29 protein-coding genes are annotated in these 26,203 nt (G+C 56.0%); 15 read left to right on the top strand and 14 right to left on the bottom strand.

The features are described from left to right. The first annotated feature begins 1 nt into the window (after position 1). Together IF654_RS09420 and IF654_RS09425 are read left to right on the top strand one after the other, a co-directional pair. Positions 2–706, top strand: a complete 705-nt coding sequence (locus tag IF654_RS09420) for a hypothetical protein (RefSeq protein ID WP_194862538.1) — start codon at positions 2–4, stop codon at positions 704–706. Next, on the top strand, positions 679–1,662 hold the full coding sequence (locus tag IF654_RS09425) for a hypothetical protein (protein WP_194862537.1): 984 nt from the start codon (positions 679–681) through the stop codon (positions 1,660–1,662). Before IF654_RS09420 ends, IF654_RS09425 begins: the two co-directional genes overlap by 28 nt. Here IF654_RS09425 and IF654_RS09430 read toward each other — a convergent pair whose 3' ends face one another. From IF654_RS09430 to IF654_RS09450, 5 genes are all read right to left on the bottom strand, one after another. Then, positions 1,663–2,346, bottom strand: a complete 684-nt coding sequence (locus tag IF654_RS09430; protein WP_194862536.1) for a phage tail protein — start codon at positions 2,344–2,346, stop codon at positions 1,663–1,665. Position 2,347: 1 nt separating this feature from the next. Continuing rightward, positions 2,348–3,583, bottom strand: coding sequence for an AAA family ATPase (locus IF654_RS09435; RefSeq protein ID WP_194862535.1), 1,236 nt, complete (start codon positions 3,581–3,583; stop codon positions 2,348–2,350). A gap of 573 nt (positions 3,584–4,156) precedes the next feature. Continuing rightward, positions 4,157–4,627: a hypothetical protein gene (locus IF654_RS09440; RefSeq protein WP_194862534.1), complete on the bottom strand. Its 471-nt coding sequence runs from the start codon at positions 4,625–4,627 to the stop codon at positions 4,157–4,159. A gap of 2 nt (positions 4,628–4,629) precedes the next feature. Then, positions 4,630–4,851 (bottom strand): hypothetical protein, encoded by a 222-nt coding sequence (locus tag IF654_RS09445; protein WP_194862533.1) that lies wholly within the window; start codon positions 4,849–4,851, stop codon positions 4,630–4,632. Further along, a complete protein-coding gene (locus tag IF654_RS09450; protein ID WP_194862532.1) occupies positions 4,848–5,006 on the bottom strand; it encodes a hypothetical protein in 159 nt (52 codons plus the stop codon). Before IF654_RS09450 ends, IF654_RS09445 begins: the two co-directional genes overlap by 4 nt. Positions 5,007–6,045: 1,039 nt before the next feature. Between IF654_RS09450 and IF654_RS09455 the strand changes: the two genes are divergently transcribed. Beyond that, the gene (locus tag IF654_RS09455; RefSeq protein WP_230683773.1) at positions 6,046–6,597 is read left to right on the top strand and encodes a hypothetical protein; all 552 of its coding nucleotides are present in this window, start codon (positions 6,046–6,048) and stop codon (positions 6,595–6,597) included. A gap of 970 nt (positions 6,598–7,567) precedes the next feature. Here the strand turns inward: IF654_RS09455 and IF654_RS09460 are convergent. From IF654_RS09460 to IF654_RS09475, 4 genes are all read right to left on the bottom strand, one after another. Then, a complete protein-coding gene (locus IF654_RS09460) occupies positions 7,568–8,086 on the bottom strand; it encodes a cysteine hydrolase family protein (protein ID WP_047275132.1) in 519 nt (172 codons plus the stop codon). Positions 8,087–8,347: 261 nt separating this feature from the next. Then, entirely contained in the window at positions 8,348–9,001 is a 654-nt protein-coding gene (locus IF654_RS09465; protein ID WP_194862531.1) for a response regulator, read from the bottom strand. Between the two features lie 28 nt (positions 9,002–9,029). Further along, entirely contained in the window at positions 9,030–9,308 is a 279-nt protein-coding gene (locus IF654_RS09470; RefSeq protein ID WP_047275128.1) for a response regulator transcription factor, read from the bottom strand. 418 nt (positions 9,309–9,726) lie between these two features. Then, complete coding sequence (locus tag IF654_RS09475; RefSeq protein ID WP_047280388.1) at positions 9,727–10,623, bottom strand: DMT family transporter; 897 nt, start codon at positions 10,621–10,623, stop codon at positions 9,727–9,729. 142 nt (positions 10,624–10,765) lie between these two features. On the opposite strand from IF654_RS09475, the gene IF654_RS09480 reads away from it, so the two are divergent. After that, positions 10,766–12,097: an aminotransferase-like domain-containing protein gene (locus IF654_RS09480; protein WP_169896009.1), complete on the top strand. Its 1,332-nt coding sequence runs from the start codon at positions 10,766–10,768 to the stop codon at positions 12,095–12,097. A gap of 119 nt (positions 12,098–12,216) precedes the next feature. Continuing rightward, positions 12,217–12,999 (top strand): HNH endonuclease, encoded by a 783-nt coding sequence (locus tag IF654_RS09485; RefSeq protein ID WP_194862530.1) that lies wholly within the window; start codon positions 12,217–12,219, stop codon positions 12,997–12,999. Here IF654_RS09485 and IF654_RS09490 read toward each other — a convergent pair. Then, a complete protein-coding gene (locus IF654_RS09490) occupies positions 12,971–13,462 on the bottom strand; it encodes a hypothetical protein (RefSeq protein ID WP_194862529.1) in 492 nt (163 codons plus the stop codon). The genes IF654_RS09485 and IF654_RS09490 overlap by 29 nt on opposite strands. 242 nt (positions 13,463–13,704) lie before the next feature. Here IF654_RS09490 and IF654_RS09495 point away from each other — a divergent pair, with 242 nt between their 5' ends. From IF654_RS09495 to IF654_RS09515, 5 genes are read left to right on the top strand one after another with little or no spacing between them, the layout of a single operon-like run. After that, positions 13,705–15,285: an ABC transporter substrate-binding protein gene (locus tag IF654_RS09495; protein ID WP_047277519.1), complete on the top strand. Its 1,581-nt coding sequence runs from the start codon at positions 13,705–13,707 to the stop codon at positions 15,283–15,285. Beyond that, positions 15,270–16,253 carry an ABC transporter permease gene (locus IF654_RS09500; protein WP_230683774.1) on the top strand — a complete coding sequence of 328 codons (984 nt, stop codon included), beginning with the start codon at positions 15,270–15,272 and terminating at the stop codon, positions 16,251–16,253. Before IF654_RS09495 ends, IF654_RS09500 begins: the two co-directional genes overlap by 16 nt. Beyond that, complete coding sequence (locus IF654_RS09505) at positions 16,250–17,056, top strand: ABC transporter permease (protein WP_194862528.1); 807 nt, start codon at positions 16,250–16,252, stop codon at positions 17,054–17,056. The genes IF654_RS09500 and IF654_RS09505 overlap by 4 nt, the downstream gene beginning before the upstream one ends. Next, a complete protein-coding gene (locus IF654_RS09510; protein WP_094988090.1) occupies positions 17,056–17,862 on the top strand; it encodes an ATP-binding cassette domain-containing protein in 807 nt (268 codons plus the stop codon). The genes IF654_RS09505 and IF654_RS09510 overlap by 1 nt, the downstream gene beginning before the upstream one ends. Further along, entirely contained in the window at positions 17,855–18,448 is a 594-nt protein-coding gene (locus tag IF654_RS09515; protein ID WP_094988089.1) for an ATP-binding cassette domain-containing protein, read from the top strand. Before IF654_RS09510 ends, IF654_RS09515 begins: the two co-directional genes overlap by 8 nt. 5 nt (positions 18,449–18,453) lie before the next feature. On the opposite strand, the gene IF654_RS09520 is transcribed toward IF654_RS09515, so the two are convergent. Further along, on the bottom strand, positions 18,454–18,792 hold the full coding sequence (locus tag IF654_RS09520; RefSeq protein ID WP_094988088.1) for a DUF6388 family protein: 339 nt from the start codon (positions 18,790–18,792) through the stop codon (positions 18,454–18,456). 28 nt (positions 18,793–18,820) lie between these two features. Beyond that, on the bottom strand, positions 18,821–19,732 hold the full coding sequence (locus tag IF654_RS09525; RefSeq protein WP_083333880.1) for an AraC family transcriptional regulator: 912 nt from the start codon (positions 19,730–19,732) through the stop codon (positions 18,821–18,823). A 100-nt stretch (positions 19,733–19,832) separates the two neighbouring features. On the opposite strand from IF654_RS09525, the gene IF654_RS09530 reads away from it, so the two are divergent. The 5 genes from IF654_RS09530 to IF654_RS09550 are packed head-to-tail and all read left to right on the top strand — an operon-like array spanning position 19,833 to position 24,264. Continuing rightward, positions 19,833–20,390 carry a carboxymuconolactone decarboxylase family protein gene (locus tag IF654_RS09530; RefSeq protein ID WP_047275105.1) on the top strand — a complete coding sequence of 186 codons (558 nt, stop codon included), beginning with the start codon at positions 19,833–19,835 and terminating at the stop codon, positions 20,388–20,390. Between the two features lie 32 nt (positions 20,391–20,422). Beyond that, positions 20,423–21,490: an acyl-CoA dehydrogenase family protein gene (locus IF654_RS09535; protein WP_047275103.1), complete on the top strand. Its 1,068-nt coding sequence runs from the start codon at positions 20,423–20,425 to the stop codon at positions 21,488–21,490. Beyond that, a complete protein-coding gene (locus tag IF654_RS09540; protein WP_083333879.1) occupies positions 21,490–22,332 on the top strand; it encodes an ABC transporter ATP-binding protein in 843 nt (280 codons plus the stop codon). Before IF654_RS09535 ends, IF654_RS09540 begins: the two co-directional genes overlap by 1 nt. Then, entirely contained in the window at positions 22,298–23,497 is a 1,200-nt protein-coding gene (locus tag IF654_RS09545) for an ABC transporter substrate-binding protein (RefSeq protein WP_047282538.1), read from the top strand. Before IF654_RS09540 ends, IF654_RS09545 begins: the two co-directional genes overlap by 35 nt. Next, positions 23,494–24,264 (top strand): ABC transporter permease, encoded by a 771-nt coding sequence (locus tag IF654_RS09550; RefSeq protein ID WP_047277497.1) that lies wholly within the window; start codon positions 23,494–23,496, stop codon positions 24,262–24,264. Before IF654_RS09545 ends, IF654_RS09550 begins: the two co-directional genes overlap by 4 nt. Before the next feature lie 3 nt (positions 24,265–24,267). Here the strand turns inward: IF654_RS09550 and IF654_RS09555 are convergent, their stop codons facing one another. Further along, positions 24,268–24,528: a helix-turn-helix domain-containing protein gene (locus IF654_RS09555; protein ID WP_047275095.1), complete on the bottom strand. Its 261-nt coding sequence runs from the start codon at positions 24,526–24,528 to the stop codon at positions 24,268–24,270. Positions 24,529–24,673: 145 nt separating this feature from the next. Next, positions 24,674–26,059, bottom strand: a complete 1,386-nt coding sequence (locus tag IF654_RS09560; RefSeq protein ID WP_047275093.1) for a nucleobase:cation symporter-2 family protein — start codon at positions 26,057–26,059, stop codon at positions 24,674–24,676. Between the last annotated feature and the right edge of the window lie 144 nt (positions 26,060–26,203).

Consider the following 26,203-nt stretch of genomic DNA (forward strand, 5'->3'; position numbering starts at 1 on the left):
GATGAAACTGCACAAAATCCTCAGCATCAACGGCGAGCGGGTGGAACTGGTCAAAGACGACGTGCGGCTGGATCTGAAAAGCCCCGGCCGGGCCACCTTCACCATTCAAGCCCAAGCCCCCGTCAGGGGGCTGGTCACACTCGACATCGGCTACAACGAACGCACGCTACAGCGGCACTTTATCGGCTACGTCGAGCGTTGCACCGCGGCTAATCGCGTGGAGCAAGTGCTGTACTGCCGCGAGATGGCCGCCATATTGGCCAAGCCGCTGCCGTTGAACCTGCGCCACGTCGATCTGCGCGCCGTGTTGACCGAAATCAGCCAGCACACCGGCCTGCGCTTTCGTGTGCCGGAACAAGCCTATGCCAGCGTAAAAGCGCCGTTTTTCTACAGCCTGGCCGCTGGTTATCAGGCACTGGACAGCATAGCCCGCGTGTTCAACATCCCCGACTTTATCTGGCAGCAACAGGGCGACGGCGAAGTGTTCGTGGGCAGTTGGGCTGACAGCTTCTTTGGCGTCCGAGCGCCGCTACAACTGCCTGCCGAGCTGTTCGACGGCTACCAGGGCAATCAAAGCGCCATGATCGCGGCCCTTCCCGGGTTGCGACCAGGTGCAACAATCAACCACGGCGAGCGCATCACCAGTGTGGCCCTCGTCGACAACCAGATGGCTATCCGATGGACGACGCAATCCGCCGCAGCGTAGAACGACAATTCCCTGAACTCACTGGCGGCTACCACCTGCCGCGCTTTGCCCGCGTGGTCGCGGTGGCCGATGCCCCGAGCGGCGCAGGGATCTGCGACGACTTCCGCCCGCGCTACGCGGTCGACATCGAGGTCATGGGGCCAGACGGCGAGCCCGACACCCAACTGCCGATCTTGGCTGGTGTCCCGCTACCACTGCCCACAGGCGGCGAAGAAATGGGCATCTATGCCTTCCCCGAAGAAGGCACCCAGGTGGTGGTGTGCTTCGCCTACGGCCTGCCAAACAAACCCTACATCCAAACCATCCTCCCGCACGGGTTGAGCATGCCCAAAGTCCCGAAAGGGGATCAGGTGTGGCAGCACAGCGAAGCGTGCCAACAGCGGGTCGACGCCGATGGAAACTGGCTGCGCCAAACCGACGGCAAGATCCAGGACAAAGCAATCGAGCGTGAAGTGGAAGCCCTGGACAACACCGAGACGTTCCAGAACCACACCAGAACGGTGGACGACCATTCAACCGAGTCAGTGGGCGGGATCAAGAAAATCGAAGCCCTGGGCGCGCTCAAGCTGCTGTCAGGCGGGTCAGCGAGCTTGGCAGCGGTGGATGATTTGCACCAGGCTACCGGGCGGGACTTGAACTTGGTCGTGGGGCAGAAGCACAACGCCACTGTTGGTGGGGATATGCAGGAACGGATCGAAGGGCTGCGTAAGAGCGTGGCGGGGGTTAGCCAGCGGTTGGTGGCTCCCCAAAACTGGATCGGATCGGAGAGCGTGAACTTGTTTCAGGTAGTGTGTGATTTGCTGGATTTGGTGCAGGAGATGAATGTGCAACTGGCGGGGCATACGCATTTGCCAGGGCCAACTCCAAGTCGCGCCGATGCAGATAAATTTAACTGGATATCCGCAAGGGCAGCTAAGGAGTTGACAGAACTAGGAGAAGTTACGCTGTCACTATGATTAATCGGCAGCAATGGGTGCGGTGCTTATACAAAGTAATGAGTCAATAAAGTTGTTAAGGCTTGTGCTCGACGATTTGTTATCGTTGATGGTTTTATATTTTTTTAGTGGCTTGCATAGATGGGTGTAACAAGCGTGGGTTTTTTCATATTTTATTTGTTCTTTAATTAGAGCCCTGGTCAAGTGCTCTGCACAAGATTTTTCTCTGGATTTATGATGTTCTTCTCTAGCGTAAAAAGGCATTAACCAGCATTCTGTTGAATGAACGGCAATGGCAAATATTATACGGTCAGCATTGTTCTGGTAGACATCTCCGAGACACGCCTTGATATAGTTTTGTACATCAGCTATTAACTCTAATGCCTTAAGCTCTATACCTTCCTTATAAAGCGGTACTCCGAAATTCACATGCCCGCAACAGTCAGTGTCAATTTGAATAACTAAATATTCATTAAATTCTAACGCCTCATTAAGCCGCGCTTCGTTACGGCAAAATTCTAATACCTTTTCCCATCCGCCAAACTTACCTTTAGCTTGCCGAGCTTCGTCTGTGGCATCACGGAGAGGTTGTAAAATGTTAACATCCGCATCCTCTTCCGAGAAATTCCCGATTATCGTGCTGATAAGGTGATCAATTACAATCTGATCAGTTATTCCTTCAGTAACTAGTGCGAAGCTGGGCATTTTAAAATCCTTTTGGTAAGCCGCCAATAACACCCCGCATGAACATTTCTGATAATTTTAAATCAGAATTTGTAGCTTTCTTTATACGTTTGATCTTTGTATGCCCTTCAATGTTGCGACTAATAACAAATAGGCGTTGCTCGTCGTCGGCAAGATTTAGTCCATCTAAAACTGCTGGGTTATGGGTGGTTAAAATAGCCTGTTTTTGATGTTTCTCAGCCAGGGTAGAAAGCTTTCGGATTAGTTCGGAACAGAGTTTTGGGTTTAAAGAAGCATCGATGTTGTCTATTGCGAAAAAGTCAGGTGTTAGATCTGTAGAGAATAAGGCGAAATAAAAGACTAGAAATAAAAAACCTTCGTTTGCATTTCGGATATCAAGCAAAGATTTATCTTTGGCCAAAAAGCGATCGTGAATTTCAATGGCGGACGGTGCAGCAGGAGCGTTGTTATCTATACTGAAGCCGTCAAACCAACCTAACAGTTTTAGGCAGTTGTTAATTTCTGTGATCGCTTCTCCAGATTTGATGTGTGAGAGTACGCACAATAGTTTTATTAGTCCCTCTCCGCATATGCCAAGAGGTTCCAGTTGCCCCTCTTTTTCTAATAGGCGTAGTGAGGTGTTTTCAGGAGAATAAATTACGAATTCATTCAGTTTTTTTGCTCGCGCACCATATTCGTTATTCGTTGTTTCTAGTAGTTTTGAAATAAGATTTTCTTGAGGGATTTTAAATGTGATTTTTTCTTTTGATTTTTTAGGTGCATTTTTCTTTACTTCTTCTATAAATACAGAGAATTCATCAAGCGCGGCTTGTAATTTTTCCATATTGGCTTTATCGGCAGAAAGAAACTCTTTAATTTTTCTTTCTGTGTAAGTTGACTCGCTTTCGTGGTTATGTTCGACAGTGTATTTCCAGCTTGAGTATGGCTGGTTGTCATTTTCAAGTTTGTAGAATGAAGAATCGCCGTTTGCATCTTGAAATAGCACTTCAATAGGCGAGTCATCAAAGAACCCTTCAAACTGTGGTCGCATAAGTGGGGCGCTAGTTTCTCGGATGCCTCTTGAAGCTAGAAATTCATTATCTAACTTCTTGGCATTCGCAGCTCCTGCCAAAGCAATCGCTTCTAGGATGTTGCTTTTGCCTGCTCCGTTTTCACCTATAAAAACGTTTATTCTTCCTAAGTCAATTTTAACTTTGTCGATCGACTTGAAGTTCTTTATTTCGATCGTTCTAATCACGAATTATACCCAGATTGAAAATTTCAGAACTCTCAGTTTATGTCCGCTTGCTTTAAGAGGCAAGATATCCAGCGTGCAGAAGCCCTGTAGTCAAGCTCCTTTCGCTTCGTGGGTTCAAAATGCGGCTCAACCTGATTACGCCAAATCTCCTACCAGGGAATTGAGATCTCAGGGTTGAGCACAATTTTTTTATGAAAAAGCACTTATCCCCTCCCGCCGACGGGCCTTGTGTCCTTTTTTTGTGCAAATCTAGATTTAGTGCAAACGAACCTGCAGCCTAGGCGGGCCGTGGGGCTCGGCAGGGGATCGGTCATTGCACAGAATGCAAAGTTTTGCAGGGAAATGATGCGCGGTAGCACTTCGGCGCTCTGGGAGGTCACGGACTGGGTAATGCTGGAACCACCGGTTTCATTGGGAGAAAACTTTAAAAACCTTCGTTTTATATAGTTTTCAAAATCGTGAGCGGTCAGATAGCTGCTGGTTTTCGAGGGGATAAATTTATCAGAAGGTTGCCTGCAAGCCTTGTATCACATGGCTCGCAGGCCGATCTGCCATTGTCACCGCATTGCACGGCTAATTGCGAGGTTCGAAGATCATGCACCTGACTGTTTTCCTGGATAGCACACTGGCTACGCTTCGGTTCGTCTCGATGACCTTGGGGCTTTCAGACTTCACCAGCAGCCTTCGTAACGCCGAATCGATGACCAGTCCGCAGCGGTGTTTGTCTAACCGGATTTGTAGATCTTTGACGTTGAGCGCAAGTATCGAATCAGGGGTCGCCGAATGATTGTAAGGCTCGCCTTTGCCGTCGAGCAGGTCGAGTGCTGACCAGAGCGGGGCCAGGGCTTCGTCGGCTGATTGTTCAGGCAAACCGATGGTGTTGAGGGCCGGTAGCGATAAGCCAAGCAGCTCAGAAAAATGAGCAAGTTGCTCATAAACCGCCGAGCGAATTACAGTGTTCCTGTTTCGATTCAGCTCCTTCAAAAGGAAAACGCGGTGCTGGGACAGTGCTATCTGATCAGTGATACTCAAATTCTTGGGCATGGTTATCTCCTCTGTCCCAGTTGGGTAGAAAACGTCATTCCGGCCGACTGCAGCACACCGCCCATGTCCTCGCCCAGCAGCGCCATGAAAGACGCCATCATCTGCGGTGTCATCGAGTTCGGCCGCTGGACCTCTTCTAGCAAGATCGTCACCAACTGAATGGAATCTTGCACCCGGCGCAACTTGTCGAACTCGTCTTCGGTAAGGCTGTAGGGGCGGCTCATTGCACACCGCCTTGCGCTTCCAGTGTGCGGACTAGAGCCATGTGTTGGTTGTAGCGCTTGAGGCGTACGGAAAGCGAGGAGTCTGCGTGTAGAGCGGCCAGGGCCATGCGACGGTGCGTCTGGGCGCGGATCTTGGACGGAATGAGGGCGGTCATGGGCGTAGCTCCTTTACAAGGCTGGAGCTGCCACGTTCGTTACCAAGCGAATGGGTGGCAGCTGTGCACAGGTTGGTAAACCGGGGTAAAGGAACCCGGCAGGTCCGAAGACCTCCCGCACACAGCCGCCATAACACAGAACTGCAGACGCAAAAAAAGCGCCTGCAATTGTGATGGGGGCGCTGTTGCGCCTTTACTGATCGGGTTACCAAGCCCGGTCGCTGAATTGGCAGCGACGGTGCAAGCCTACGCTTTTATCGCCGGACAAATCAACACTCATCACTTCGATCGTTGCGGCCAATTCGTGACTGAATCAGTGAGATTCGTCTTGAAAAGAGGGGGGGTAGAAAAACTAGCGATATTAGCTAGACGCTACGAAAGGAGGTCTAGAGGCCCCGGTTTTACTGGGCTCTCCATCTAGCAAGCGATAGCGATATGGTAGCTATATAAACAGCGATATTTTGCCAAACCCCCGGATTCATTAGGCTTTAAGGAAGGTAAATATTACTGTATAGAAAAGTAATACTATAGCTTCCATATCGCTTCAATATAGCTAAATCCAAGAATGACTGGAAACCTTGCTGTGTAAGGGCTGTAGCCTGATTCGAGAAGGCGTATAGCTAATATCGCTCTATTTTTTGTCCCCCACAGATTTTAGGATTGGCACCTATATGGGGCGTGGCGTCAGGCTTTGTGGCTATTTGCGTCAGTTCTTATCAAACGTCCCCCAATACGGCCCCCATAGGGATTCGGTAATGGGTGAGCAGAACTGTAGGCTTTGAAAATAGTGGAGCGGGGGCGGGAATCGAACCCGCGTGATCAGCTCGGGAAGCTGATCACGCGATGCCTTGGACGGATAGCAGACTACTTTAATAAATCTGAGATTGCCGTGCGAGGCTGCCTATACTGCCTTGGTCGAATTCGACACAAGGCTGTATGGCAACCTTTTGGATAAACGCGATGGCTACGGAATGTTATCAACCAAGCCCGCTCAGAGAGTAATGCACCATCAGGTGCCTATATAAGTGAGGTGTTCATAGTGAGTAGTCCCACAGGCGTAAGCCGTCGTCTTCAACAATGCATTGAACGACTTCAAATTAATGACTTTGAAGGTGCGTTAGTCCAACTATTTCCTGCGATTGATAAAACTGCAAAGAAGCGACGCTCTAACGAAGGAGTCGGTAGCAGGATTAAGAACTTTCTGAAAGACGAAGAAGTTCTCATTTCCGCCGTTGGAACTGGAAATGTTTTCAAAGGTTGTATGTTTGACGGAATGACTTTTGAGCGCGCACTGTATACGTTCGGTAGAACGTCAATCGCACATGAGGGAGAGCTAGATCCGCGCTTATCATTCAATAATGGCACTGGCATGCAAATCGGTCGTGACAGTTGGAATCTTCCTTCAAGCTATATCACTGGAATGGCTCTAGCTGTGATAGTCGCCCCAGAGAATCAAGGTGAAATGACAGCAGAAGGTCTCGGCATCACAATATTCAATAAATCCTTCACACTTAACGAAATTTGGGGAAGACCTGAGGCCGTCCGTGTGCATATGTGCGAGGTCTTTCGTAATCCAGAACTTTTCGCATAGATAAGGCTAGTTTGCTTGTGCGGTAACACCACTATCACCATTTGCAGTGTCGTCTGCTCAAGCAAATATTCGAAGGCGTCAGGGAACAGTGTGGTACAGAACTGGTACGAGAAAGACTCTAATGCTCTGGAGGCCTTTATTATTGTGTGTTTTAGACGGTATCGGTCCAATCCATCATAGAAGGCTATGCAGAGCCGGATGGAGAGGATTTTATGCTGGTAGGTTTGAAATAGTGTTCGGCCGGCCGGGGGCCAAAAAGGCGAGTGACTTTTCGAGTGACCTTGTCACTCGCGGTTCAGCACTGTTGGGCATCGTTGCAGCGAGCGCCAAGCGCGAAGCCCTGAATTTAGAGGCCTGTAGAGATACAAGCTTGAATGGGGTGCTAGGGGTCGAGTGTTCGAATCACTCCGTCCCGACCATATTATTCAATGACTTAGCCCAACTTTCGCGAGTTGGGCTTTTTCATGTCTGGAAAATTACTCTCACACAAATATTTTCCATAAGGCACACCTTACAAAGGCAGGCAATACGTGCTTGAACAGTGATTTGTCTTCTGGTCATAGTTTCAGAGCCATAGGCTTTGCCCACCTATGCATCCGGCGATGCTGAACGCACTCTGCGCTGGTCTCACGCTCAAGCCTCAGCCGTGCGTGACTGGATGCAGCGTATGAAAGGTATTGCCGACAATTGCATTGCTGTTCAAGGACTCGCGGCCAGCCGACCCATCGCCGGTAACGATAGTGAGCCGGGTCGAATAGCCAACCGGCGTGCTGATATTCACCTGGTGCCGCAGGTGGGGGCGTGTGGGCAGACCGTAGCAGTTAAGTGGGAAGCGGGTAAAAAGTAGCGGTCTGAAGGACGTGGAGGTGAAGGCCCGTTTAACGTTTAGTGTGTAACGAAAATGGGTATGAACCGGGTGCGTCACAAGTCCCCAGATCAGCCCTATTCAGGGCCGATCTGTCTACAGGTGTTAGAACACCCATTCCTGAGCGGTTACGACACGGCAGAATGGCCCCGCAAGGGTCGCATTGTGATGGGCGATAATCTGCTCTGCTTTAAGGGTGGGCGTGTCACTGCATGTATGACCATCGGCTATCAACACGGCGTCGAATCCAAGGTCTCTTGCAGCACGGCAGGTGCTGTCAACGCAATATTGGGTTTTCATACCCGTGATGACCACGCCTTCAACGCCAAACGCCTGTAGCTGATCAGCCAGCTCTGTTTTGGTAAAGGCGTCAGGGCGTGTTTTCTCGAAGATGACTTCCTCACCCTTTAACACCAACTCCGGCACCAGTTGCGTCAGCGGGCTTGCAGGTTCGATCGGTGAACCAGGTGGACCAATGTGGCGCGCCAGGAAAATAGGTGCGCCCGCAATCCGAGCTTTGCTCATGAGCGCGTTCAACGTTGTAATCAGTGCTTCGCTGGCCAGTGGTTTGTCCGGGCCATGCAGTAATCCAACCTGCATATCGAGAATTAACAGGGCATGCATGGTGCTTTCCTTGCGTTGTGGCCAGAGACACAAGGGCAAAAGAAAAGGCCCTTACCATCACTGGCGGGCCTTTGAAGTTCGTGCGTTATGGACTCACGTCACCTCTCACGACCCGCCTTTGGCGGTCGTGGTCGTCGTAGTCAAGGCAATGCGTAGGTGATCCATGGGCCTGACAGTAGCGGTATGACCAAGGGTTGGCAAGTGGATGCAAGGGCAGATGTCCGCGATCAGCGACGCACTAATAAGCGCTTGCTGGGGTTTTCAAAATTTGAGCCCCATCCCTGCTGCCCACTCCACCAGTGCGCTGTCACGCGCGAGTCCAAGTTTATTCATTGCCATGCGCTTTTGGCGGCTGATGGTCTTTTCGCTACGGCTGAGTCGCGTAGCAATCTGGCGGCCGGAATGCCCCAAGATGAATAGTCTTACAACTTCAATTTCTTTGGGCGAGAGAGCCACTAACAAGCCATTAGGCAAGTGCTTTGTGGAAGAAGACTGCCCATCAAGCGCTTTTACAAAGGTAGGGCTAATGTAACGTTTGCCTTTGCTCACAACGCGTACGGCATGGACCAACTCGGATAAATCATTGTGTTTGTCAAACAGACCGACGACGCCCAATCCCAACAACGCTTTCAACGCCGCAGGATTGTTCAGCATGGTCATAACGATAATTTTTACCGGTTCGAAATGCCGACGAATGTAGCTGATGAGTGCCAGACCGTCCGGCTGGCTACCCCGTGGCATCGAATAATCAGTAATCAGCACCTGGCACGGGTAGCGTTGAAGTTTCTCGATCAGGTCGTCTGTGCCGAAGGCATGGCCAGTAATGCTGTATGAGGCGTCCAACTGCCCCGATAACGCCATCATCGCCCCTTGCACAACCACGGGATGATCATCCGCCACAATGAGGCTCAGCACTGACGCGCTCCGTATTGCCATGAGGCATTTAAGAAAACGTGATCAGCCCGAGTTGCACCGCTTTGAGGGCGGCAGTGTGACGTGACGACACACCGAATTTTCGTCTCAGGTTGTAAAAATGAAAATTCACACCGGCCTCTGTACAACCGACGATTCGAGCGATGTCCCATGAGGACTTTCCAAGCAAACTCCACTGTAAAACTTCCTTTTCCCTTGGGGTCAATTTGACGTTCTCCGTAGCCTCTTCATCGTATGAATGAAAAGCCTGACTGCGCTGCTCTGGTTGGAGCGGACGTTGACGGATCATGTTGTTTTCTCCCTCATGCCTGGATGCGGAATCGACACCGCCACACTGCCGGACGCTTTTTGGCAGCAATAAACGGGTGTCGATGTGAGGGATTTATAACGCGCTGATTTGAGCGTTGTAACCTGTCAGAAATTACAGTTCGCCAAGGTTACTTGGCTTTGCAGGAGGCTTCCTTCCGACTTCTGGGCAGGAGTTGTAGGAGATATCAATGGGATAGGGAGTTAATTTAAAAATGGCAGTAAGAATAAGTTGCATGGTTCGTGAGCAGCTTTCTTCCAAAAAACTATCCAGGCCTAAAGCGCGCATTCAAAGGTTACGCCTGGGTGCCTGCTTTAGCGGGGGCCGCAAAGACCGGAAGCGTCACGGATTGAGTGACGCTGTTGATCTTGCACGGTCTATCAGCAAGATAAGTGGCGCGCTATTTCGCACACCGTTTTGCCCCGATCACACAGGCGATCACCGCGACCGTTACCCCAAACATGCCCGGGCTAACGGTCTCTTGCAGCAACGAGGCGGCGAGCGCCAAACCGAAAAAGGGTTGCAATAACTGGAGTTGACCTACCGCCGCAATGCCTCCCTGAGCAAGCCCGCGGTACCAAAATACGAAACCGATCAGCATGCTGAACACCGAGACGTAGGCCAGGCTTAACCATGCCTGCGGGCTGATGCCGGCGAACGAAGGTGGAGCATAGAAACCACTGAGCGTGGCCATCAGCGGTAATGACAACACCAGCGCCCATGAGATGACTTGCCACCCCCCCAAGGTTCGCGAGAGTTTCGCGCCTTCTGCGTAACCCAGGCCGCACACCAACACAGCACACAGCATCAGCGCATCTCCTTGCAGCGACGCCCTCAGGCCTTGCGCTATTGCGTAGACCACCACCAATGAACAGCCCAGCACCGAAAACAGCCAGAAGGCCGGTCGGGGCCTTTCTCCGCCGCGCAAGACCCCGAATACAGCAGTGGCCAAAGGCAGCATGCCGAGGAAGACAATCGAGTGTGCCGAGGTCACATGCTGGAGCGCCAATGCCGTTAACAAGGGGAATCCGACGACAACGCCCATAGCGACTATCAGCAGGGGGAGAAGTTGATTTCTTACAGGGCGCCGCTCTCTGAATAGCACGAGTGCGCACACTGCCAACAGACCTGCCAGGGTTGCGCGGGCAACCGTCAGGAATACGGGGTCAAACTCCATTACCGCAACACGGGTTGCGGGCAATGAGCCACTAAAGATCACAACGCCGATGAATCCATTGATCCATCCGCGTTTGATACGGTCATCGTTCGGTTTGGTAGACCCGCAGGTGCTGTCCATGCTGTGAAATCCTGAGCTGATGAGTGACAGGTTGAGTGCATCGCCAGGACGAAGATGCGTCCAGGAAGTTTCAATTGCGTGCGTTGCATCCTAGGGTTGATGATTCGAAACAATCAAAAAATTGTCATGGATACAAAGTGAAATGACGCGCTCCCGTTACAAATACCTGGTCGACCGCCTGGCCGCAGCCATACGTTCTGGCAGTCTTGGCCCTGGCACCCGTTTACCCACGCACCGTCAACTGGCGGCTGCCAATGGCCTGGCCTTGGCAACGGCCAGTCGCGTGTACGCAGAACTGGCGGCCATGGGGCTGGTCAGCGGAGAGACCGGGCGCGGGACTTTCGTCAGGGAAACCGCTTTGCCGCCCGGGCAGGGCATAGACCAGCCGCCCCTTGAGTCGGGGATGCTGGACTTGAATTTCAATTACCCCTCATTACCATGCCAGACGGACCTTTTGCGACAGGCACTGCGCCAATTGGCGCTCAGCGGAGATCTGCAAACCCTTCTGCGTTATCAGCCCCATGGCGGGCGTCTGCATGAACGGGCAAGTGTCGCCAGGCACTTGGCGACCCGCGGCATCGACGCACCGGCCGAGCAGGTATTGATGGTCAATGGGGCTCAGCACGGCTTGGCCGTAGCGCTGATGGCGCTGTTGAAACCGGGGGACGTCATCGCGGCGGATGCCTTGACGTATTCCGGTTTCAAAGTGCTGGCTCAAAGTCTTCATTTAGAAGTTTTGCCCATTCCTGTCACCGCTCACGGGCCTGATCTGGATGCGTTTGAACGACTGTGCCGCGGCCGTCCTGTGCGTGCTGTTTACTGCATGCCGACCTTGCACAATCCACTGGGCTGGGTCATGGGAACCGAACAACGGGCCCACCTGATATCCATTGCGCGGCAATACGACCTGACCATCATTGAAGATGCGGCCTACGCGTTTTTGATCGAAAAAGCGCCGTTGCCGATGGTGAGCTTGGCGCCTGAACGCACGGTCTACGTGTCAGGCTTATCCAAAAGCGTGGCGACCGGGCTGCGTGTGGGGTTTGTTGTCGCTCCGATACAGCACATTAGCGCGCTGGAGCGCGCGATCCGGGCGACGGTCTGGAACGTGCCGGGCGTAATGACCGCTATTGCAACCGCCTGGCTGGATGATGGAACCGTCAGTCTGCTGGAGTCGCAAAAAAGGGAGGATGCTCAAGCACGCCAACATCTGGCTGACGAAGTGTTGTCAGGGTTGCCGTACCTTCGCCACCCCTCGTCTTACTTTATCTGGTTACCGTTGTCCGAGGACGTGCGTGCCGACCAGGTAGCCATGATGTTGATGAGCGAACATGTTTCTGTTTCTACCGCAGAGCCATTTGCGATCACGGCCCATATTCCGCATGCAATCAGGCTGGCGCTGGGGTCAGTTGACATGATTGCGTTACGCGAAGCGTTGCTGAAAGTGAGGCGGGTGGTGGAGGGCGTGATGTAGTCCAGACCTACTTTGCTATGGATCATGGTTAATTTTCTTACATGCTTCACCTAAGTCTTATCTGTCAGGGTAAATTCTCCTACTTTAGACGGTCATGCGTTGAAGCTAAGGAAGTTGACATGCAGCGAGGGTGGAGCGATGAAGAGCTCAAAGCATCGGTTGAGGCTTATCGAAAACTGCTGGAGGGACAATCTGCGAATGTGAAGATTGTTAAAGCGCATGTCTATCGCGAGCTAGCGGTGCGCTTTGATCGAGATGCAGGCGCCTTCGAACGAAGAATGCAAAATATTTCTTCGATTTTTCAAGAGCACGGACTTTCATGGGTTCAAGGTCTGAAGCCACAAAAAAATATAGGTTCGGCCATCAAGGCTCGACTTCTAAATGTAATAGGTCTTCCCTCTGAGGTAAGTGCAGTTCATGGCGAATTGGAACAGGCCGAAGAGGATGCTCATCAAGAAAGGGCTTTTAGCCCCTTAGGCATTGAAGATGCTCGCAAGAGGGTGGTAGCAAGTATTGTTACTCGCCGTGGGCAGTCACTCTTTCGTAAAAAGTTGTTAGCGGCTTATGGAAATAGCTGTGTAATTACAGCCTGTCAGCAGATAGAAGTTCTGGAAGCCGCCCATATCCACCCTTATAAGGGGGAGACCACGGATGTTGTGTCTAATGGTTTGCTGCTCAGAGCAGACTTGCATACGTTGTTTGATTTATATCTCATCGCCATTGAGCCTAGATCTCGGCTTATTCGTCTCTCACCCACCTTAAAAAACTCAGAATATTCGGTTTATGAAGGCAAGCCATTGCGCTCCCCGATCAATGCTGGGGAAAGACCGAGTCAGGCGTTAATGCAATGGCACGCCGATCAATGCACGTGGTTCAAATCCCCGAACGGATCATGGGGCTGATCAAGCGGCTGCCCAGGCTTAGGGCCTCTGTTACCAGTCCGCGTAGGCTGTCGGTGTTTTCCTCATTGATGCTCTGGGTCATTTTTTCACCGAGGGTAGACCCTACTTCGGCCGCTTGTGGCAAGGCCCGCAGGATCAGCAAGCCGTTGTTGGTCAAAATCACCTCAAAAAACGATACCCCTGACATGCCATCGAAGTGGATGTAACCGACGTCAGCCAGCCACTTGATGGTGGCGAGGAAAAGGCTTTCTTCTTTTTCAAGTGCTTCACGGGTGCCGGCGCGCAAGGTTTTGTAGTCGATAAAGTCTTCTGCGCTGATGCTGACAGGCAGCGGGAAGCTGCGGTATAGCTTGCCGAAGACCATGCCGGTGTAGCAATCGAACAGTTCGATATTGTTCGAGGGCAAGGCGTTGATGGAATGGACGTTTTTATCTTTCAAGTGACTGGCGAGTACGTTGAACATGCGAACCTCTGTCAGTGAAGTCGTTGAACGCTGCAAATGCATACCCATGGGTATAGCACACACCCGTGTGCGCTGTTTTTTCAACGCCTGAATGAGGGGGCAGGGTCAGTTTCTGCCGGGACGCGCAAGTGTGACTGGATGTTAGGAGGCGCCCAAACAATCTACCGCCTGGCTGGCTATTTGAAGCAGCACTGCTTAACTGTTGCGCGTTAGCCACGTTGATATTTCTTTTTGGAGGATGAATGTCCAGGCCCGCATGGATGCGCTCACTAGGGATCACAGTGGCCTTGCTCGGAATACTGGCTGCGCCAGTTTATTCAGCGCAGGCGCGCACATTGAAGCTGGCCATTGGCGATGAGCCCACCGAAGGTTTTGATCCCATGCTGGGGTGGAGTCATGGCAGTTATTTGCTGCTGCACAGCCCCTTGCTCAAACAGAATGAAGACCTGTCCTGGAGCAGCTTTCTGCTCAGTGATTATCAAACGGGTGAGGACGGGAAAACCTGGACCCTGACGCTCAAGCCGGGCCTGAAATTTTCCGATGGCTCGGCGCTTGAGGCCAAAGACGTTGCCTACACGTACAACAATGCAGCGGCCAGCGGCGGCAAAGTGGACATGGGCAATTTTCTGAAGGCTGAAGCGGTGGATCCCTTGACTGTGCGGATTGCGCTCAAGGCAGCGCAAAGCACCTTCGTCAATGTGCTCGGTTCATTGGGCATCGTGTCCGCTGACCAGTACGACGCCAAAACCTATGCGCAAAAACCGATTGGTGCCGGGCCTTATCGGCTGGTCAGCTATCAGCCGGGTCAGCAATTGATTGTTGAAGCCAACCCCTATTACGCCGGGCACAAGAATGATTTCCCCCGGCTGGTGTTTGTGTTTCTGGATGAAGACAGCGCCTTTGCCGCGGCACAAAGCAAACAGTTGGGGATTGTGCGGATTGCACCGGCATTGGCGGTCACGCCGGCCCAGGGCATGAAGCTCTGGGTTCGTCCCAGTGTCGAGAACCGCGGCATTGTGTTGCCAACCACGGCTTCTGGCAAAAAAGACGCGCAGGGCTACCCGATCGGCAATGACGTGACTGCCGACGTGGCCATTCGCAAAGCCATCAACTACGCGATCAATCGTCAATTGTTGGCCGATCAGGTGCTGGAAGGGCACGCAATCCCCGCCTTTACAGGCGTTGAAGGCCTGCCGTGGAATAACCCCGACGCCGCCTTCAAAGATGGCGACAGCGCGAAAGCCAAGCAGATCCTCGAAGACGCCGGATGGGTCGAAACCCCCACGGGTGTGCGCGAAAAAAACGGTCTGCCAGCCAAAGTGACCCTCTGGTATGCCAGCGGTGATGCCACGCGGCGTGATCTGGCCCAGGCCGTGCGCGCCATGCTCAAGCCCGTCGGCATTGCTGTGGATTTGCAATCTGGCAGTTGGGAAACCGTTGAACGCAACATGCACGCCAACCCGACGCTGTTTGGCTGGGGCAGCCTCGACCCGATGGAGCTTTACCACCACTACAGCAGCAAGGCCGCAGGCGTGGAGTACTACAACCCCGGCTATTACCGCAATCCGGTGGTCGATCAACACTTGCAGCAAGCACTGGATGCGCCCAACTGGCAGCAGGCGGTGCCGTTCTGGCAACAGGTGGAGTGGGACGGCAAAACCGGCGTCGGGGTCAAAGGGGATGCTGCCTGGGCGTGGTTGCTTAATGTGCAACACACGTATCTGGCCGATGAATGCATCGATTTAGGCAAAGGCGCCCCTGAAATTCACGGCTCCTGGTCATTGCTCAATAGCCTTGATGGCTGGAAATGGACCTGCCAGTGATCCGTGAGGCCGCGTGGTTTGTGGTGCGCTTACTGGGCTTGCTGCTGGTGACGGCCGCAGGCACGTTCACATTGCTCAGTTTTTCTCCGGTCGACCCGATCCGCGCTTACATCGGTAACGATTTGTTGCACGTGCCGCCCGAACAATACCCCTTGATCGCGGCGAGATGGGGGCTAGACCTGCCGTTGTGGGAACGCTTCTGGCATTGGTTTACGCAAATGCTGCACGGCGATTTCGGCTATTCGATGCTGTACAACGCACCGGTCTCACAGGTGATTGGCGAGCGTTTTGCCACCTCGTTTGCGTTGCTGTTTTCGGCGTGGCTGTTCTCAGGAATCGTCGGGTTGGCAATGGGGCTCACGGCCGGCCGTTATTTACATCGTTGGCCTGATCGGCTGCTGTCCACGTTGTCTTACGTCCTGTCGTCTTTGCCCACGTTCTGGATCGGTTTGTTGCTGCTGTCACTGTTTGCCGTGACCCTCAATTGGGCACCGATTTGTTGTGCATGGACGCCCGGCAGCGACGCTGCGACCGCGACCTGGCGTGACAAATTGCATCACCTGATTTTGCCCATGCTGGCGCTGGGATTATTGGGGGTGGGCAACATTGCATTGCACACTCGCTCGCGGGTTGCTGAAGTCATGGGCAGCGAGTTCATTCGTTATGCCCGCGCTCAAGGGGACAACGGCTGGCCGCTGATCAGGTTCCATGTACTGCGTCACGCGCTGACGCCTGCCGTGTGCCTGCAATTTGCGTCGGTGGGCGAATTGATTGGTGGATCTTTGCTGGCCGAAAAAGTTTTCGCGTATCCGGGTTTGGGCCAGGCCACGATCGACGCAGGTTTACGGGGCGACATCCCGCTGCTGATGGGCATTGTGATGTTTTGCGCCGTACTGGTGTTCACGGGCAACAGCATTGCCAACGCGCTATTACTGCGCCTCAACCGCGGGGCGGTGCGCCATTCATGACGTTTAATCCTCAGCGCGCCCTGTTACGCCTCAGTGCCTCACTGTTACTGCTGATCCTGCTGGTCGCCTACGGTATTTCGGTGTCGGGTGTCGAGGTCTCCATGGACTTGCTGGCGCGGCGTCAGGCGCCCTCGACGCAGTTTTGGTTCGGCACCGACAGCCTCGGCCGCGACCTGTGGTCGCGCTGCTTTCAGGGCATGACCACCAGTTTGCACATTGGCCTCGTTGCTGCCTTCAGCAGTGGCGTGTTGGCCATGCTTGCCGCCAGCCTGTGTGCCGTAAACAAAACCCTGGATTTTCTGATTCGCGGGTTGATCGACAGCCTGTTGTCCTTGCCACATCTGTTGTTGCTGGTGTTGATCTGCTTCACCCTCGGCGGCGGCAAACACGGGGTGATTCTGGCGGTTGCGCTGACCCATTGGCCGCGTCTGGCCTTGATTCTTCGCGGGGAGCTGTTGCGAATCCGCGAAAGTGATTTCGTCATGCTGTCGCACCGGTTGGGCAACAGCAGTTTTTATCGCTGGCGTCACCATTTGCTACCGTTACTGCTGCCGCAATGGATTGTCGGCACCTTGCTGATGTTCCCCCATGCGGTGCTGCACTCGGCGGCCCTGAGTTTTCTGGGTTTCGGGCTGGCGCCCCATGACCCGTCGCTGGGTTTATTGCTGGCTGACGCCCTGCGTTACCTGAGCAGTGGCGCGTGGTGGCTGGCGTTTTTCCCCGGTTTGATTCTGGTGAGTCTGGTGCTGGTGTTCGACCAGTTCGCGCGGGCTTTACAGCAGTTATGGATAAGGGTCACCTGATGCTGACATTCAACCGCCTGGCCATCGACATTGCCCACTACCGCTGGTTGGGCCACACCACCTGGCAGCCGTTGCTGAGCAACATTACCCTTGACGTGCGCCCCGGTGAGCTGGTCGCGCTGGTGGGTTCAAGTGGTGAAGGCAAAAGCCTGTTGCTGCAAAGTGCACTGGGTTTGCTGCCTGACAACATGCGCTGCCGCGGGGAGATCCGGCTGGACGGGCAATGCCTGAGTGACACCGACAAAATCCATCAGCGGGGCAAAACCCTGTGTTACGTCCCGCAAGGGGTGAGTGCCCTCAATCCCTTGCTTAAAGTGGGCCCGCAGTTACAAAGGGCTGCGCGGTTGAGTGGCGTCGCCCTGGGCCTGGATGACGTATCCCGACAGTTACAGCAGTACAACCTGCAACCTGAGCTGGTGGACACGTATCCGCGCAGGTTGTCCGGTGGGATGGCCAAACGGGTGCTGGCCAGTGGTGCGGCGTTGACCCACGCCCGCTACCTGCTTGCTGATGAAATCACCGCCTGGCTCGATGACGAACACGCCTGCCAACTGCTGCATCACTTCAAGCGCCTTTGCCAGCAAGGACGTGGGGTTTTATGGGTGACCCATGATCTGGCACTGGCCGCCCGGTTTGCCGACACCATCGCGGTGTTGCACCACGGCCAATTGCACGAAACCGTGAGTGCGCAGGCGCTGCGCGATAACGGCGCCAGCCCCTGGTTGCAGTCGCTGTGGGCGGCGTTGCCCGAGCAGCAATTCATTCACCAGCGTGTGCCGCAACCGGAGTGCCCGCCCCATGCTTGAAGTCCAACAACTGACCATTGAGCAAAACGGCCAGCGGCTGTGGGACTCGGTATCGTTTCACGTCAGCGCCGGGGAGCGTCAGGGCATTTCGGCCCCCAGTGGCTATGGCAAAACCACCCTGGGCCGGGTGCTGGCGCAATGGCAGGGGGCGACGTCGGGGCGGATCACCGTGGACGCAAAACCGCTGGCGAAGCAGGGCTACTGCCCGATCCAGCTGGTGCCCCAACACCCGGAGCTGACGTTCAACCCCTATCGCAGCACGGGCGATAGCCTGCGCGATGCCTGGTCTCCGACGGCCGCGTGGCTGGACCGGCTGGCGATCAGCCCAGCGTGGCTGAAACGACGTCCTGACGAATTGTCCGGTGGCGAACTGGCGCGTATTGCGTTGCTCAGGGCGCTGGACCCGCGCACGCGTTTTCTCATTGCCGATGAAGTCACCGCGCAACTGGATGCGCACATTCAGGCGCAGGTGTGGCACGTGCTGCTTGACGAGGTTCGGCGCCGTGATCTGGGGTTGATTGTGTTCAGCCACAATAAGGCGTTGCTGGAAAAAGTCTGTTCAAGCATCTGGTACCCGCAGGCGTAGGGCCCTCAGTGCGGAGTGGCAACGATCCCGTACAGCTCACAATAATCGGCCCACGCCATGCCTGCCATTTGCGCCACTTCGCGGTGTACTTCCAGCCGTTGAGCTTCAAAGGCGGCCTCGCTGTCACTGGTCAATTTCAGGGTCAATTCCCACGCGAACAAGCCCAGTCGCTCCGCTTCGGCTTCGAACGCTTCGTTCAGTCGCTCCTGACGATACACCTCTGGCGGCTGCCCGACGGCGCGGGCTTCAAGGGGGTTCAGGCGATCAAGTTGCTCGCGCAGGTCGGGGCGTTCGGCAAGAAAACGGTCGAGGGCTTGCTGGTGGGTAGGGCCGGGTTCTGTCACGGGTGTCTCCTGTTAACGAAGGGGGAGGTCAGCGGCGTTCATGCTGCTTGCGATACGCGCCCGGTTGCACACCGATGGACTTGGTGAACGCCCGGGTAAACGCAGCAATGGAGTGATAGCCCACCGCTGCGCAGGCTTGTTCGACGGTGTGGTCTGTCTGTAGCAACTGGCAGGCGTGGCGCATGCGCAAGGCCAGTAAGACATGACCGGGGGATTGCCCGGCATGTTCACTAAAACGCTTGAAAAACGCCGAACGCGACAGGCCAGTACACGCTGCCATGTTTTCCAGGGTCCACGGCTGCTCGGGGTGTTCGATCAATTGTTGCAACAGGGTAGAAAATGCCGGTTGCCGCGCCAGGGCTACCAGGCCGCCGAGGTCGGGGTTGTGGCTGACTTGCTGGCGCAGCACGTACAAAAATAACAAATGACTCAACCGTTCCAGCAAGGCAGCTGAAGGGGCTGGCACACGCTCGCACTCATCCAGAATCAACTGGAAAACAGTGCGCGCCGCGCTGGAGGACGGGTCGTTGGCACGCAGGATCAACCAGGCGGGCAGGGCTTCAAGGATCAGGTCAGACAGCCCCGGCTGAAAGTGAAAAAAGCCGCACACCAATCCGACGCCCTCGTCGGCGTGCGGATCGAGTGCCTGCATGACCTGACGCGGCAACTGCGCGGCCAGCCCGGCGTCATTGGCGCTGGAAAGCCGGTAGTTCAGGTCTTGCAGCAAAAACAGCGCATCCCCGGCGTTCAATTGCACGCCGTGAGCCTGCCCCTCCACGTGTAGCCAGCAATGGCCCTGTACCACGACGTGAAAACTGGCACGGGCCAGCCCGTGAGTGCTGCTGTGCCATCCGCCGCAATAGCGCCCGACATGGAACAGGCTGGCGTCTAGCTCAAGGCTTTCTAATAACCAATCAATCAGGGGACTGGACGAATTCATCTAATGGAAACACTCAGAAGCAAGTAATCGCTACTTTAGAATATGGAATCAAATTTTTATAACCAACAGACTGTTCCGACACCTTTTGCAGGAGTCACTCATGTCTCGTGTCACGCTTCATACCCTCGATTCGGCTCCCGAAGCCGCGAAGCCATATCTGGAAACCGCACAGAAAAATGCCGGGTTCATTCCCAACCTGTTGGGGATTCTAGCCAATGCGCCGGCGGCACTGGAGACTTATGTCACGGTTTCGGGCATCAACGGCAAGGCTGAGCTAACCCTGCCGGAAAGGGAAGTGGTGCAATTGATCGCAGCAACGCGCCATGGGTGCGACTTCTGTGTCGCAGGTCATACCGCTGTGGCGCAGAACAAGGCCAAACTGCCCGACGAAGTCGTCACCGCCCTGCGCGGGCAAACTGAGCTGCCTGAAGAGCGCCTCGAAGCGCTGGCCGCGTTTACCCGCGAAGTCATTGCCAAGCGCGGGGACGTCAGCGACGCCACGTACAGCGAATTCAAGGCCGCCGGTTTCACCGAAGGGCAGGCGCTGGAAGTGATTCTGGGCGTAAGCCTGGCAACCTTGTGCAATTTTGCTAACGTGTTCGCCCGCACGCCGTTGAACCCTGAACTGGCGCGCTATAGCTGGACCCGTCCTGAGTAATCCGGCGGTCCCGATTTAAAGGAGAAATCGACATGCTAGACCCTGTACTGAGTCATTGGCTGGATGCCGAAGCCGAGGCGCTGGACCTCGGCCACAGTGACCCGCAACACGTCCTGTCGCAACTGGCATCGGCCAATGTGCTACGGGTCGGCATCAGCCCACAGCTGGGGGGCACCGGCGGCAATCTGGCCGATGCACTGGAAGTAATGGCCAGCGTTGCCAGCCATTCCCTGGCTTCGGCTTTTGTGTTTTGGGGCCAGCGCGCTTTTATCGAATACCTGTTGCACAGTCCCAACACCGGGCTGCGCGAACGCTTGCTGCCTGACTTGCTGAGTGGCCAATTGGCGGGCGCCACCGGGCTGTCCAACGCCATGAAATTTTTGTCCGGGATTGAATCGTTGCAAGTGCGCGCCCGTGCCCACGCCAATGGCTGGGCGCTGGACGGTCGGTTGCACTGGGTCACTAATTTGCGCAAAAGCGGGTTCGTGGTCGCGGCGGCCATTGAGCGTGAAGAGGGCGGCGCGCCTTTTGTGCTGGCAATCCCTGACGGCTTGCCGGGCCTGCAGCGTTCCGATGACCTTGAATTGATGGGGTTGCAGTCAAGCAACACGGCCGCACTCGACTTCCAGGCGGTGCAGGTCGCCCAAGAATGGTTGTTGCACGACAACGCCAAAGTCTTTCTACCTGCCGTGCGCCCGGCGTTTTTAGGCCTGCAATGCGGGCTGTCGATCGGCCTGGCACGACGTTCGTTGCAGGAGGCCGAAGCGCACTTGCAAGGTCCGCGCTCCGGTTTGCTCGAACTGTTGAATGAACAAAAGACGCACCTGGAAGCTCAGGTGGACGCCTTGAAAACCGGCCTGCTGGAGGGTCGGTTCCTGACGAACCCGGCGGCCCTGTTTAACATCCGCATTGCCTTGGCAGAAGCCACGGCCAGCGCGGTGCAGTTCGAACTGCAAGCCAGCGGCGGCAAAGCCTACCTGTGCGCCCATGGCAGCGCGTTCGCCCGACGCTGGCGCGAGTCGGCCTTTGTGCCGATCGTGACCCCGAGCCTGGTGCAACTGCGGGCCGAGTTGCTGCGTCAGGCCAAGGTCAGCGCGTGATGAGCACGGTCTTGCTGGATGCGCGTGACATCACCCTGGGCTATGCCCGGGGCCAGGGATGGCAATCGGTACTGGAGGGGTTCGACCTGCAACTTGCACCCGGAGAAATCGTGTCAGTGCTGGGCCCAAGCGGGGTGGGCAAATCCAGCCTGCTGCGGGTGCTGGCAGGGTTGCAAACCCCGCACTCAGGCACGGTGAGCCTGTTGGGCGAAGCGGTCACCGCGCCGCACCCCCGGGTCGCGGTGGCGTTTCAGGACCCGAGCCTGTTGCCCTGGTTGAACCTTGAACATAACGTCGCCTTCGGGCTGGATTTCGCCCGCCAGCCCAAAGTGGCCGCCGCAGCGCGCAAGGCGCGGGTCGATCAGGCCATTACGGAAGTAGGCTTGCAACACGCAAGGGGGCAGTACCCGGCGCAGTTGTCCGGCGGCATGGCCCAGCGGGTGGCGCTGGCCCGCTGCCTGGCGCGTCAGCCCCAAGTGCTGCTACTCGACGAACCGTTTGGCGCGCTGGACGAAGTCACCCGCGCCGACATGCAGCAGTTGTTGCTCAGCGTGATTGCGCGGCACAACACGGCGGCGCTGTTGATTACCCACGATATTGACGAAGCCCTGCTGCTCAGCGACCGGATTCTGCTACTGGGCCACAGCCCGGCGCGGACCGTCGGTGAGTGGCGCATTGACCTTGCGCAACCGCGTGAAGACCGGGTCGATGAGCTGGGCGCTTTGCGCATCGACATTCTCAAAACCCTTCGGCGGGCGAGCCGCACCCCTGACCTTGAACCTTTACGCGACTCGCTGGAGCTAGCACATGTGCCTGGACGACTTCACACACACTCGGCGTGACATTTTAAAACTCAGCGCCATGCTCACCGCGGCGGGCGCCTTGCCGATGCTCAGCAGCCTGCAGGCCCGTGCGGCGGCCGAGCCGGATGCGCCGGTGCGCATCGGTTACCTGCCGATCACCGACGCCACGCCGTTGCTGGTGGCGCACAACAATGGCCTGTTCGAGGCCGAGGGCATCAAGGCTGAGCGCCCTGTGTTGCTGCGCAGCTGGGCGCAGGTGATCGAAGCCTTTATCTCCGGGCAGGTCAACGTGATTCACTTGCTCTCGCCGATGACGGTGTGGGCGCGTTACGGCAGCAAAGTGCCCGCCAAAGTCGTGGCCTGGAATCACGTGGGCGGCTCCGGGCTGACCGTAGCCCCCGACATCCAAGAAGTCCGGCAACTGGGCGGGCAATCCATCGCGATTCCGTTCTGGTACTCGATCCACAACGTGGTGGTGCAACAGCTGTTTCGCGACAACGGCTTGCAACCGGTCACACGCCCGGTAGGCAGCACGCTGGCCGCCAATGAAGTGAACCTGGTGGTCATGCCGCCTTCCGACATGCCGCCCGCTTTGGCGACCAAGCGCATCGCCGGGTACATCGTGGCCGAGCCGTTCAATGCCTTGGCCGAAGACTTGAACGTCGGCCGCGTACAGCGTTTCACCGGCGACCTGTGGCGCAATCACGCGTGCTGTGTGGTATTCATGCACGAGCATGACCTGAACAACAGGCCTGAATGGTCGCAAAAAGTGGTCAACGCCATTGTCAAGGCACAGCTCTGGACCCGCGATAACCGACAGGCCGCCGCCCAGTTGCTGGCCAAGGACGGAGAAAACCGGTACACGCCGCACAGCAGTGCCGTGCTGCAAAAAGTCCTGGCGCCTGCCGCCAGCGATCGCGCGCGCTATGAAGCGGCGGGGGCGATTCAGCATGGCGACTGGGATGAACAGCGCATTGATTTTCAGCCTTATCCCTTTGCCAGCTATACCGAAGAGCTGGTCACGCGGCTCAAGCACACGCTGATTCAGGGCGACAATCAGTTTTTGGCTGGCCTGGACCCCGCGCATGTGGCGACCGATCTGGTCGATGACCGCTTCGTCAAAAACAGCATCGCCGCCGTGGGCGGGCTCAAGGCATTCGGTTTGCCAGACAGCTTTGAACGCACCGAGGAGTTTGGCTTTTGACTGGCCCGGCACCTTCCTCCGCGCGGCAATGGCTACTGGGTGGCGCAGGGCTGTTGAGCCTGTTGCTGGCCTGGTGGCTGGGTGTCGAGTGGCTGGGCAGTGAACAGGGGCTGGCGGCCCGCTTTTCGCCGCAAGCCACGTTTGTCAGCTTGTACGAATTACTGGGCAGCGCCCAGTTGTACGAAAACGTTGGGGTGAGCCTAAAGCGCATCGTGGTCAGCCTGGTGATGGCGTTATTGATCGGCGTGCCATTAGGGCTGCTGATAGGCGGCTCGCGCAATCTGGAGGCCGCCACCACACCCGCCTTTCAATTCCTGCGCATGATCTCGCCGCTGTCCTGGATGCCAGTGGTGGTGATGCTGATGGGCGTGGGCGATCAGCCCATCTACTTCTTGCTGACCTTTGCCGCCGTGTGGCCGATTTTGCTCAATACCATTGCGGGGGTACGCCAACTGGACCCGCGCTGGCTGCAACTGAGTCGCAGCTTGAGTGCTACCCGTTGGGAAACCTTGCGCCGGGTGATCCTGCCCGGTGTGTTGGGGCATGTGCTGACCGGGGTCCGGCTTTCCATCGGGATTTTGTGGATCGTGCTGGTGCCTTGCGAAATGCTCGGCGTGAGTGCGGGGCTGGGTTATTTCATTCTCGACACCCGCGACCGGCTGGCCTATTCAGAACTGATGGCCATGGTGCTGTTGATCGGTGTGCTGGGGTTTGCGCTGGATGCACTGGCCCGTGGCCTGCATCGACGCTGGGTACACGCGGCCTGACACTCAGCGCTCGCTGAGCTGGCCATTACCGGGTGTTTCGGTGTGCGGGTGAGGCGGGTGCGGGGTATGGCGGCCGGTCAGGACGAACAACACGTCGATTCCGACCAGTGTGATGGCCGCCAGGTAGTTGGCGCGGGGCAGGGTGATGTCACGCTCATACAGGCTTTGCGCGTGCCGACCGACTCCACCGGCCTGCGCCAGTTGCTGTTGCGTCAGGCCCAGGCGCATGCGTTCCTGCTGCAGTCGTTTTCCGTAGGTATTCATATCGACGCCTGTTCCAGGCTGGGGGATGGAAAAAGAGTACTGGAAGCGCCGGAAGAGGAAAAGCCTGGAATGTGGCATGTCGCCAGCGTGTGGGGTGAGTCTCATAACCGGGCAGGATCAGCGGGGAGCCTGCCCGGTTATCAACTTAAATGCCTGGTTTTTGCTCGGCTTCCGGCAAGAACCAGTTCAGCAGCAGCGCACAGATACCGCCGGTCGCCACGCCCGACTCCAATACGTTGCGTAACGCCGCCGGCATGTGGGCGAGGAACTCAGGCACTTGCGACACGCCCAGGCCCAGCGCCAGCGACACGGCAATGATCAGCAGCGCACGACGGTCCAGGGTGATGCTGGCCAGAATGTTAATGCCCGATGCGGCCACCGCGCCAAACATCACCATGGCTGCACCGCCCAGTACCGGCTCGGGCACCGCCTGAATCGCCCCGGCCACGCTCGGGAACAGGCCGAGCAGGATCAGCATGGCGGCAATCCAGACGCCGATGTGGCGGCTGGCAATGCCGGTCAGCTGAATCACGCCATTGTTCTGGGCAAAGATCGAGCTGGGGAAGGTGTTGAAAATACCGGCCAGCAGCGAGTTGGCCCCGTTGACCAGTACGCCGCCCTTGATACGTTGCATCCACACCGGGCCTTCGACGGGCTGGCGTGACACTTTACTGGTGGCCGTCACATCGCCAATCGCTTCCAGCGAAGTGACGAGGTAAATCACCAGCATCGGAATGAACAGTGCCCACGAGAACCCAAGGCCAAAGTGCAGTGGCACCGGCACTTGAAACAGCTCGGCCTGGTGCATGCCGGTAAAATCCAGACGCCCCAGATAGCCTGCCAGCGCATAGCCCACCGCCAGTGCGATGACGATGGCGCAGCTGCGCATCCACACCAGCGGGATGCGGTTGAGGATCACGATGATCGCCAGCACCACGCCTGACAGCATCAGGTTTTCGCCATTGGCGAACGTGCCATTGCCCATGGCGGTGAAGCCGCCGCCCATGCTGATCAGGCCGACCTTGATCAGCGTCAGGCCGATCATTAACACCACGATGCCGGTCACCAGCGGGGTAATCATGCGCTTGACGAAAGGCAGCACCCGCGAGATGCCCATTTCAACGAACGAACCGGCAATCACCACGCCAAAGATCGCCGCCATCACGCTTTCGACGGGCGTGCCTTGCTTGACCATCAACGCGCCGCCCGCGATCAACGGGCCGACGAAGTTAAAACTGGTCCCTTGCACAATCAGCAAGCCAGCACCGAACGGGCCGAAGCGTTTGCACTGCACAAATGTGGCGATCCCCGAAATCACCAACGACATCGAGACAATCAGGTTGGTGTCGCGACTGGACACGCCCAACGCCTGACAGATCAGCAGGCCGGGGGTCACGATCGGAACAATGATCGCGAGCAAGTGTTGCAGGGCCGCCAGAAAGCCGATCCACGGCTTGGGGCGGTCCTCAAGACCAAAGACCAGATCGCTGTTCTGGGACTCGGCTTCTAGCGGCGTTTTGGGAGAGGTCATGGCGAGCGCCCTTGGAAAAAAGAGCGCGATTCTACTGGTGTTAGGCCAGCACGCCCAGCGTTTGCGTACGCAAGCGTGCCATTGAACCGGTCGCAGGCTTTAATCAGTCGAATGTTTAGGCCCGCCGACGGTCCGAGATAGAGC

The sequence above is a fragment of the Pseudomonas lundensis genome (assembly GCF_015377145.2).
In the GTDB taxonomy this organism is placed as follows: Bacteria; Pseudomonadota; Gammaproteobacteria; order Pseudomonadales; family Pseudomonadaceae; genus Aquipseudomonas; species Aquipseudomonas lundensis.

Coding starts and splice junctions, on each gene's coding strand:
- IF654_RS09425 (WP_194862537.1), top strand. CDS start 679: ATGGACGACGCAATCCGCCGCAGCGTAGAACGACAATTCCCTGAACTC.
- IF654_RS09555 (WP_047275095.1), bottom strand. CDS start 24,528: ATGAATACCTACGGAAAACGACTGCAGCAGGAACGCATGCGCCTGGGC.
- IF654_RS09540 (WP_083333879.1), top strand. CDS start 21,490: ATGAGCACGGTCTTGCTGGATGCGCGTGACATCACCCTGGGCTATGCC.
- IF654_RS09485 (WP_194862530.1), top strand. CDS start 12,217: ATGCAGCGAGGGTGGAGCGATGAAGAGCTCAAAGCATCGGTTGAGGCT.
- IF654_RS09430 (WP_194862536.1), bottom strand. CDS start 2,346: ATGCCCAGCTTCGCACTAGTTACTGAAGGAATAACTGATCAGATTGTA.
- IF654_RS09560 (WP_047275093.1), bottom strand. CDS start 26,059: ATGACCTCTCCCAAAACGCCGCTAGAAGCCGAGTCCCAGAACAGCGAT.
- IF654_RS09545 (WP_047282538.1), top strand. CDS start 22,298: ATGTGCCTGGACGACTTCACACACACTCGGCGTGACATTTTAAAACTC.
- IF654_RS09460 (WP_047275132.1), bottom strand. CDS start 8,086: ATGCATGCCCTGTTAATTCTCGATATGCAGGTTGGATTACTGCATGGC.
- IF654_RS09450 (WP_194862532.1), bottom strand. CDS start 5,006: ATGACCGCCCTCATTCCGTCCAAGATCCGCGCCCAGACGCACCGTCGC.
- IF654_RS09495 (WP_047277519.1), top strand. CDS start 13,705: ATGTCCAGGCCCGCATGGATGCGCTCACTAGGGATCACAGTGGCCTTG.
- IF654_RS09525 (WP_083333880.1), bottom strand. CDS start 19,732: ATGAATTCGTCCAGTCCCCTGATTGATTGGTTATTAGAAAGCCTTGAG.
- IF654_RS09475 (WP_047280388.1), bottom strand. CDS start 10,623: ATGGACAGCACCTGCGGGTCTACCAAACCGAACGATGACCGTATCAAA.
- IF654_RS09470 (WP_047275128.1), bottom strand. CDS start 9,308: ATGATCCGTCAACGTCCGCTCCAACCAGAGCAGCGCAGTCAGGCTTTT.
- IF654_RS09505 (WP_194862528.1), top strand. CDS start 16,250: ATGACGTTTAATCCTCAGCGCGCCCTGTTACGCCTCAGTGCCTCACTG.
- IF654_RS09515 (WP_094988089.1), top strand. CDS start 17,855: ATGCTTGAAGTCCAACAACTGACCATTGAGCAAAACGGCCAGCGGCTG.
- IF654_RS09535 (WP_047275103.1), top strand. CDS start 20,423: ATGCTAGACCCTGTACTGAGTCATTGGCTGGATGCCGAAGCCGAGGCG.
- IF654_RS09420 (WP_194862538.1), top strand. CDS start 2: ATGAAACTGCACAAAATCCTCAGCATCAACGGCGAGCGGGTGGAACTG.
- IF654_RS09445 (WP_194862533.1), bottom strand. CDS start 4,851: ATGAGCCGCCCCTACAGCCTTACCGAAGACGAGTTCGACAAGTTGCGC.
- IF654_RS09480 (WP_169896009.1), top strand. CDS start 10,766: ATGACGCGCTCCCGTTACAAATACCTGGTCGACCGCCTGGCCGCAGCC.
- IF654_RS09500 (WP_230683774.1), top strand. CDS start 15,270: ATGGACCTGCCAGTGATCCGTGAGGCCGCGTGGTTTGTGGTGCGCTTA.
- IF654_RS09530 (WP_047275105.1), top strand. CDS start 19,833: ATGTCTCGTGTCACGCTTCATACCCTCGATTCGGCTCCCGAAGCCGCG.
- IF654_RS09490 (WP_194862529.1), bottom strand. CDS start 13,462: ATGTTCAACGTACTCGCCAGTCACTTGAAAGATAAAAACGTCCATTCC.
- IF654_RS09510 (WP_094988090.1), top strand. CDS start 17,056: ATGCTGACATTCAACCGCCTGGCCATCGACATTGCCCACTACCGCTGG.
- IF654_RS09440 (WP_194862534.1), bottom strand. CDS start 4,627: ATGCCCAAGAATTTGAGTATCACTGATCAGATAGCACTGTCCCAGCAC.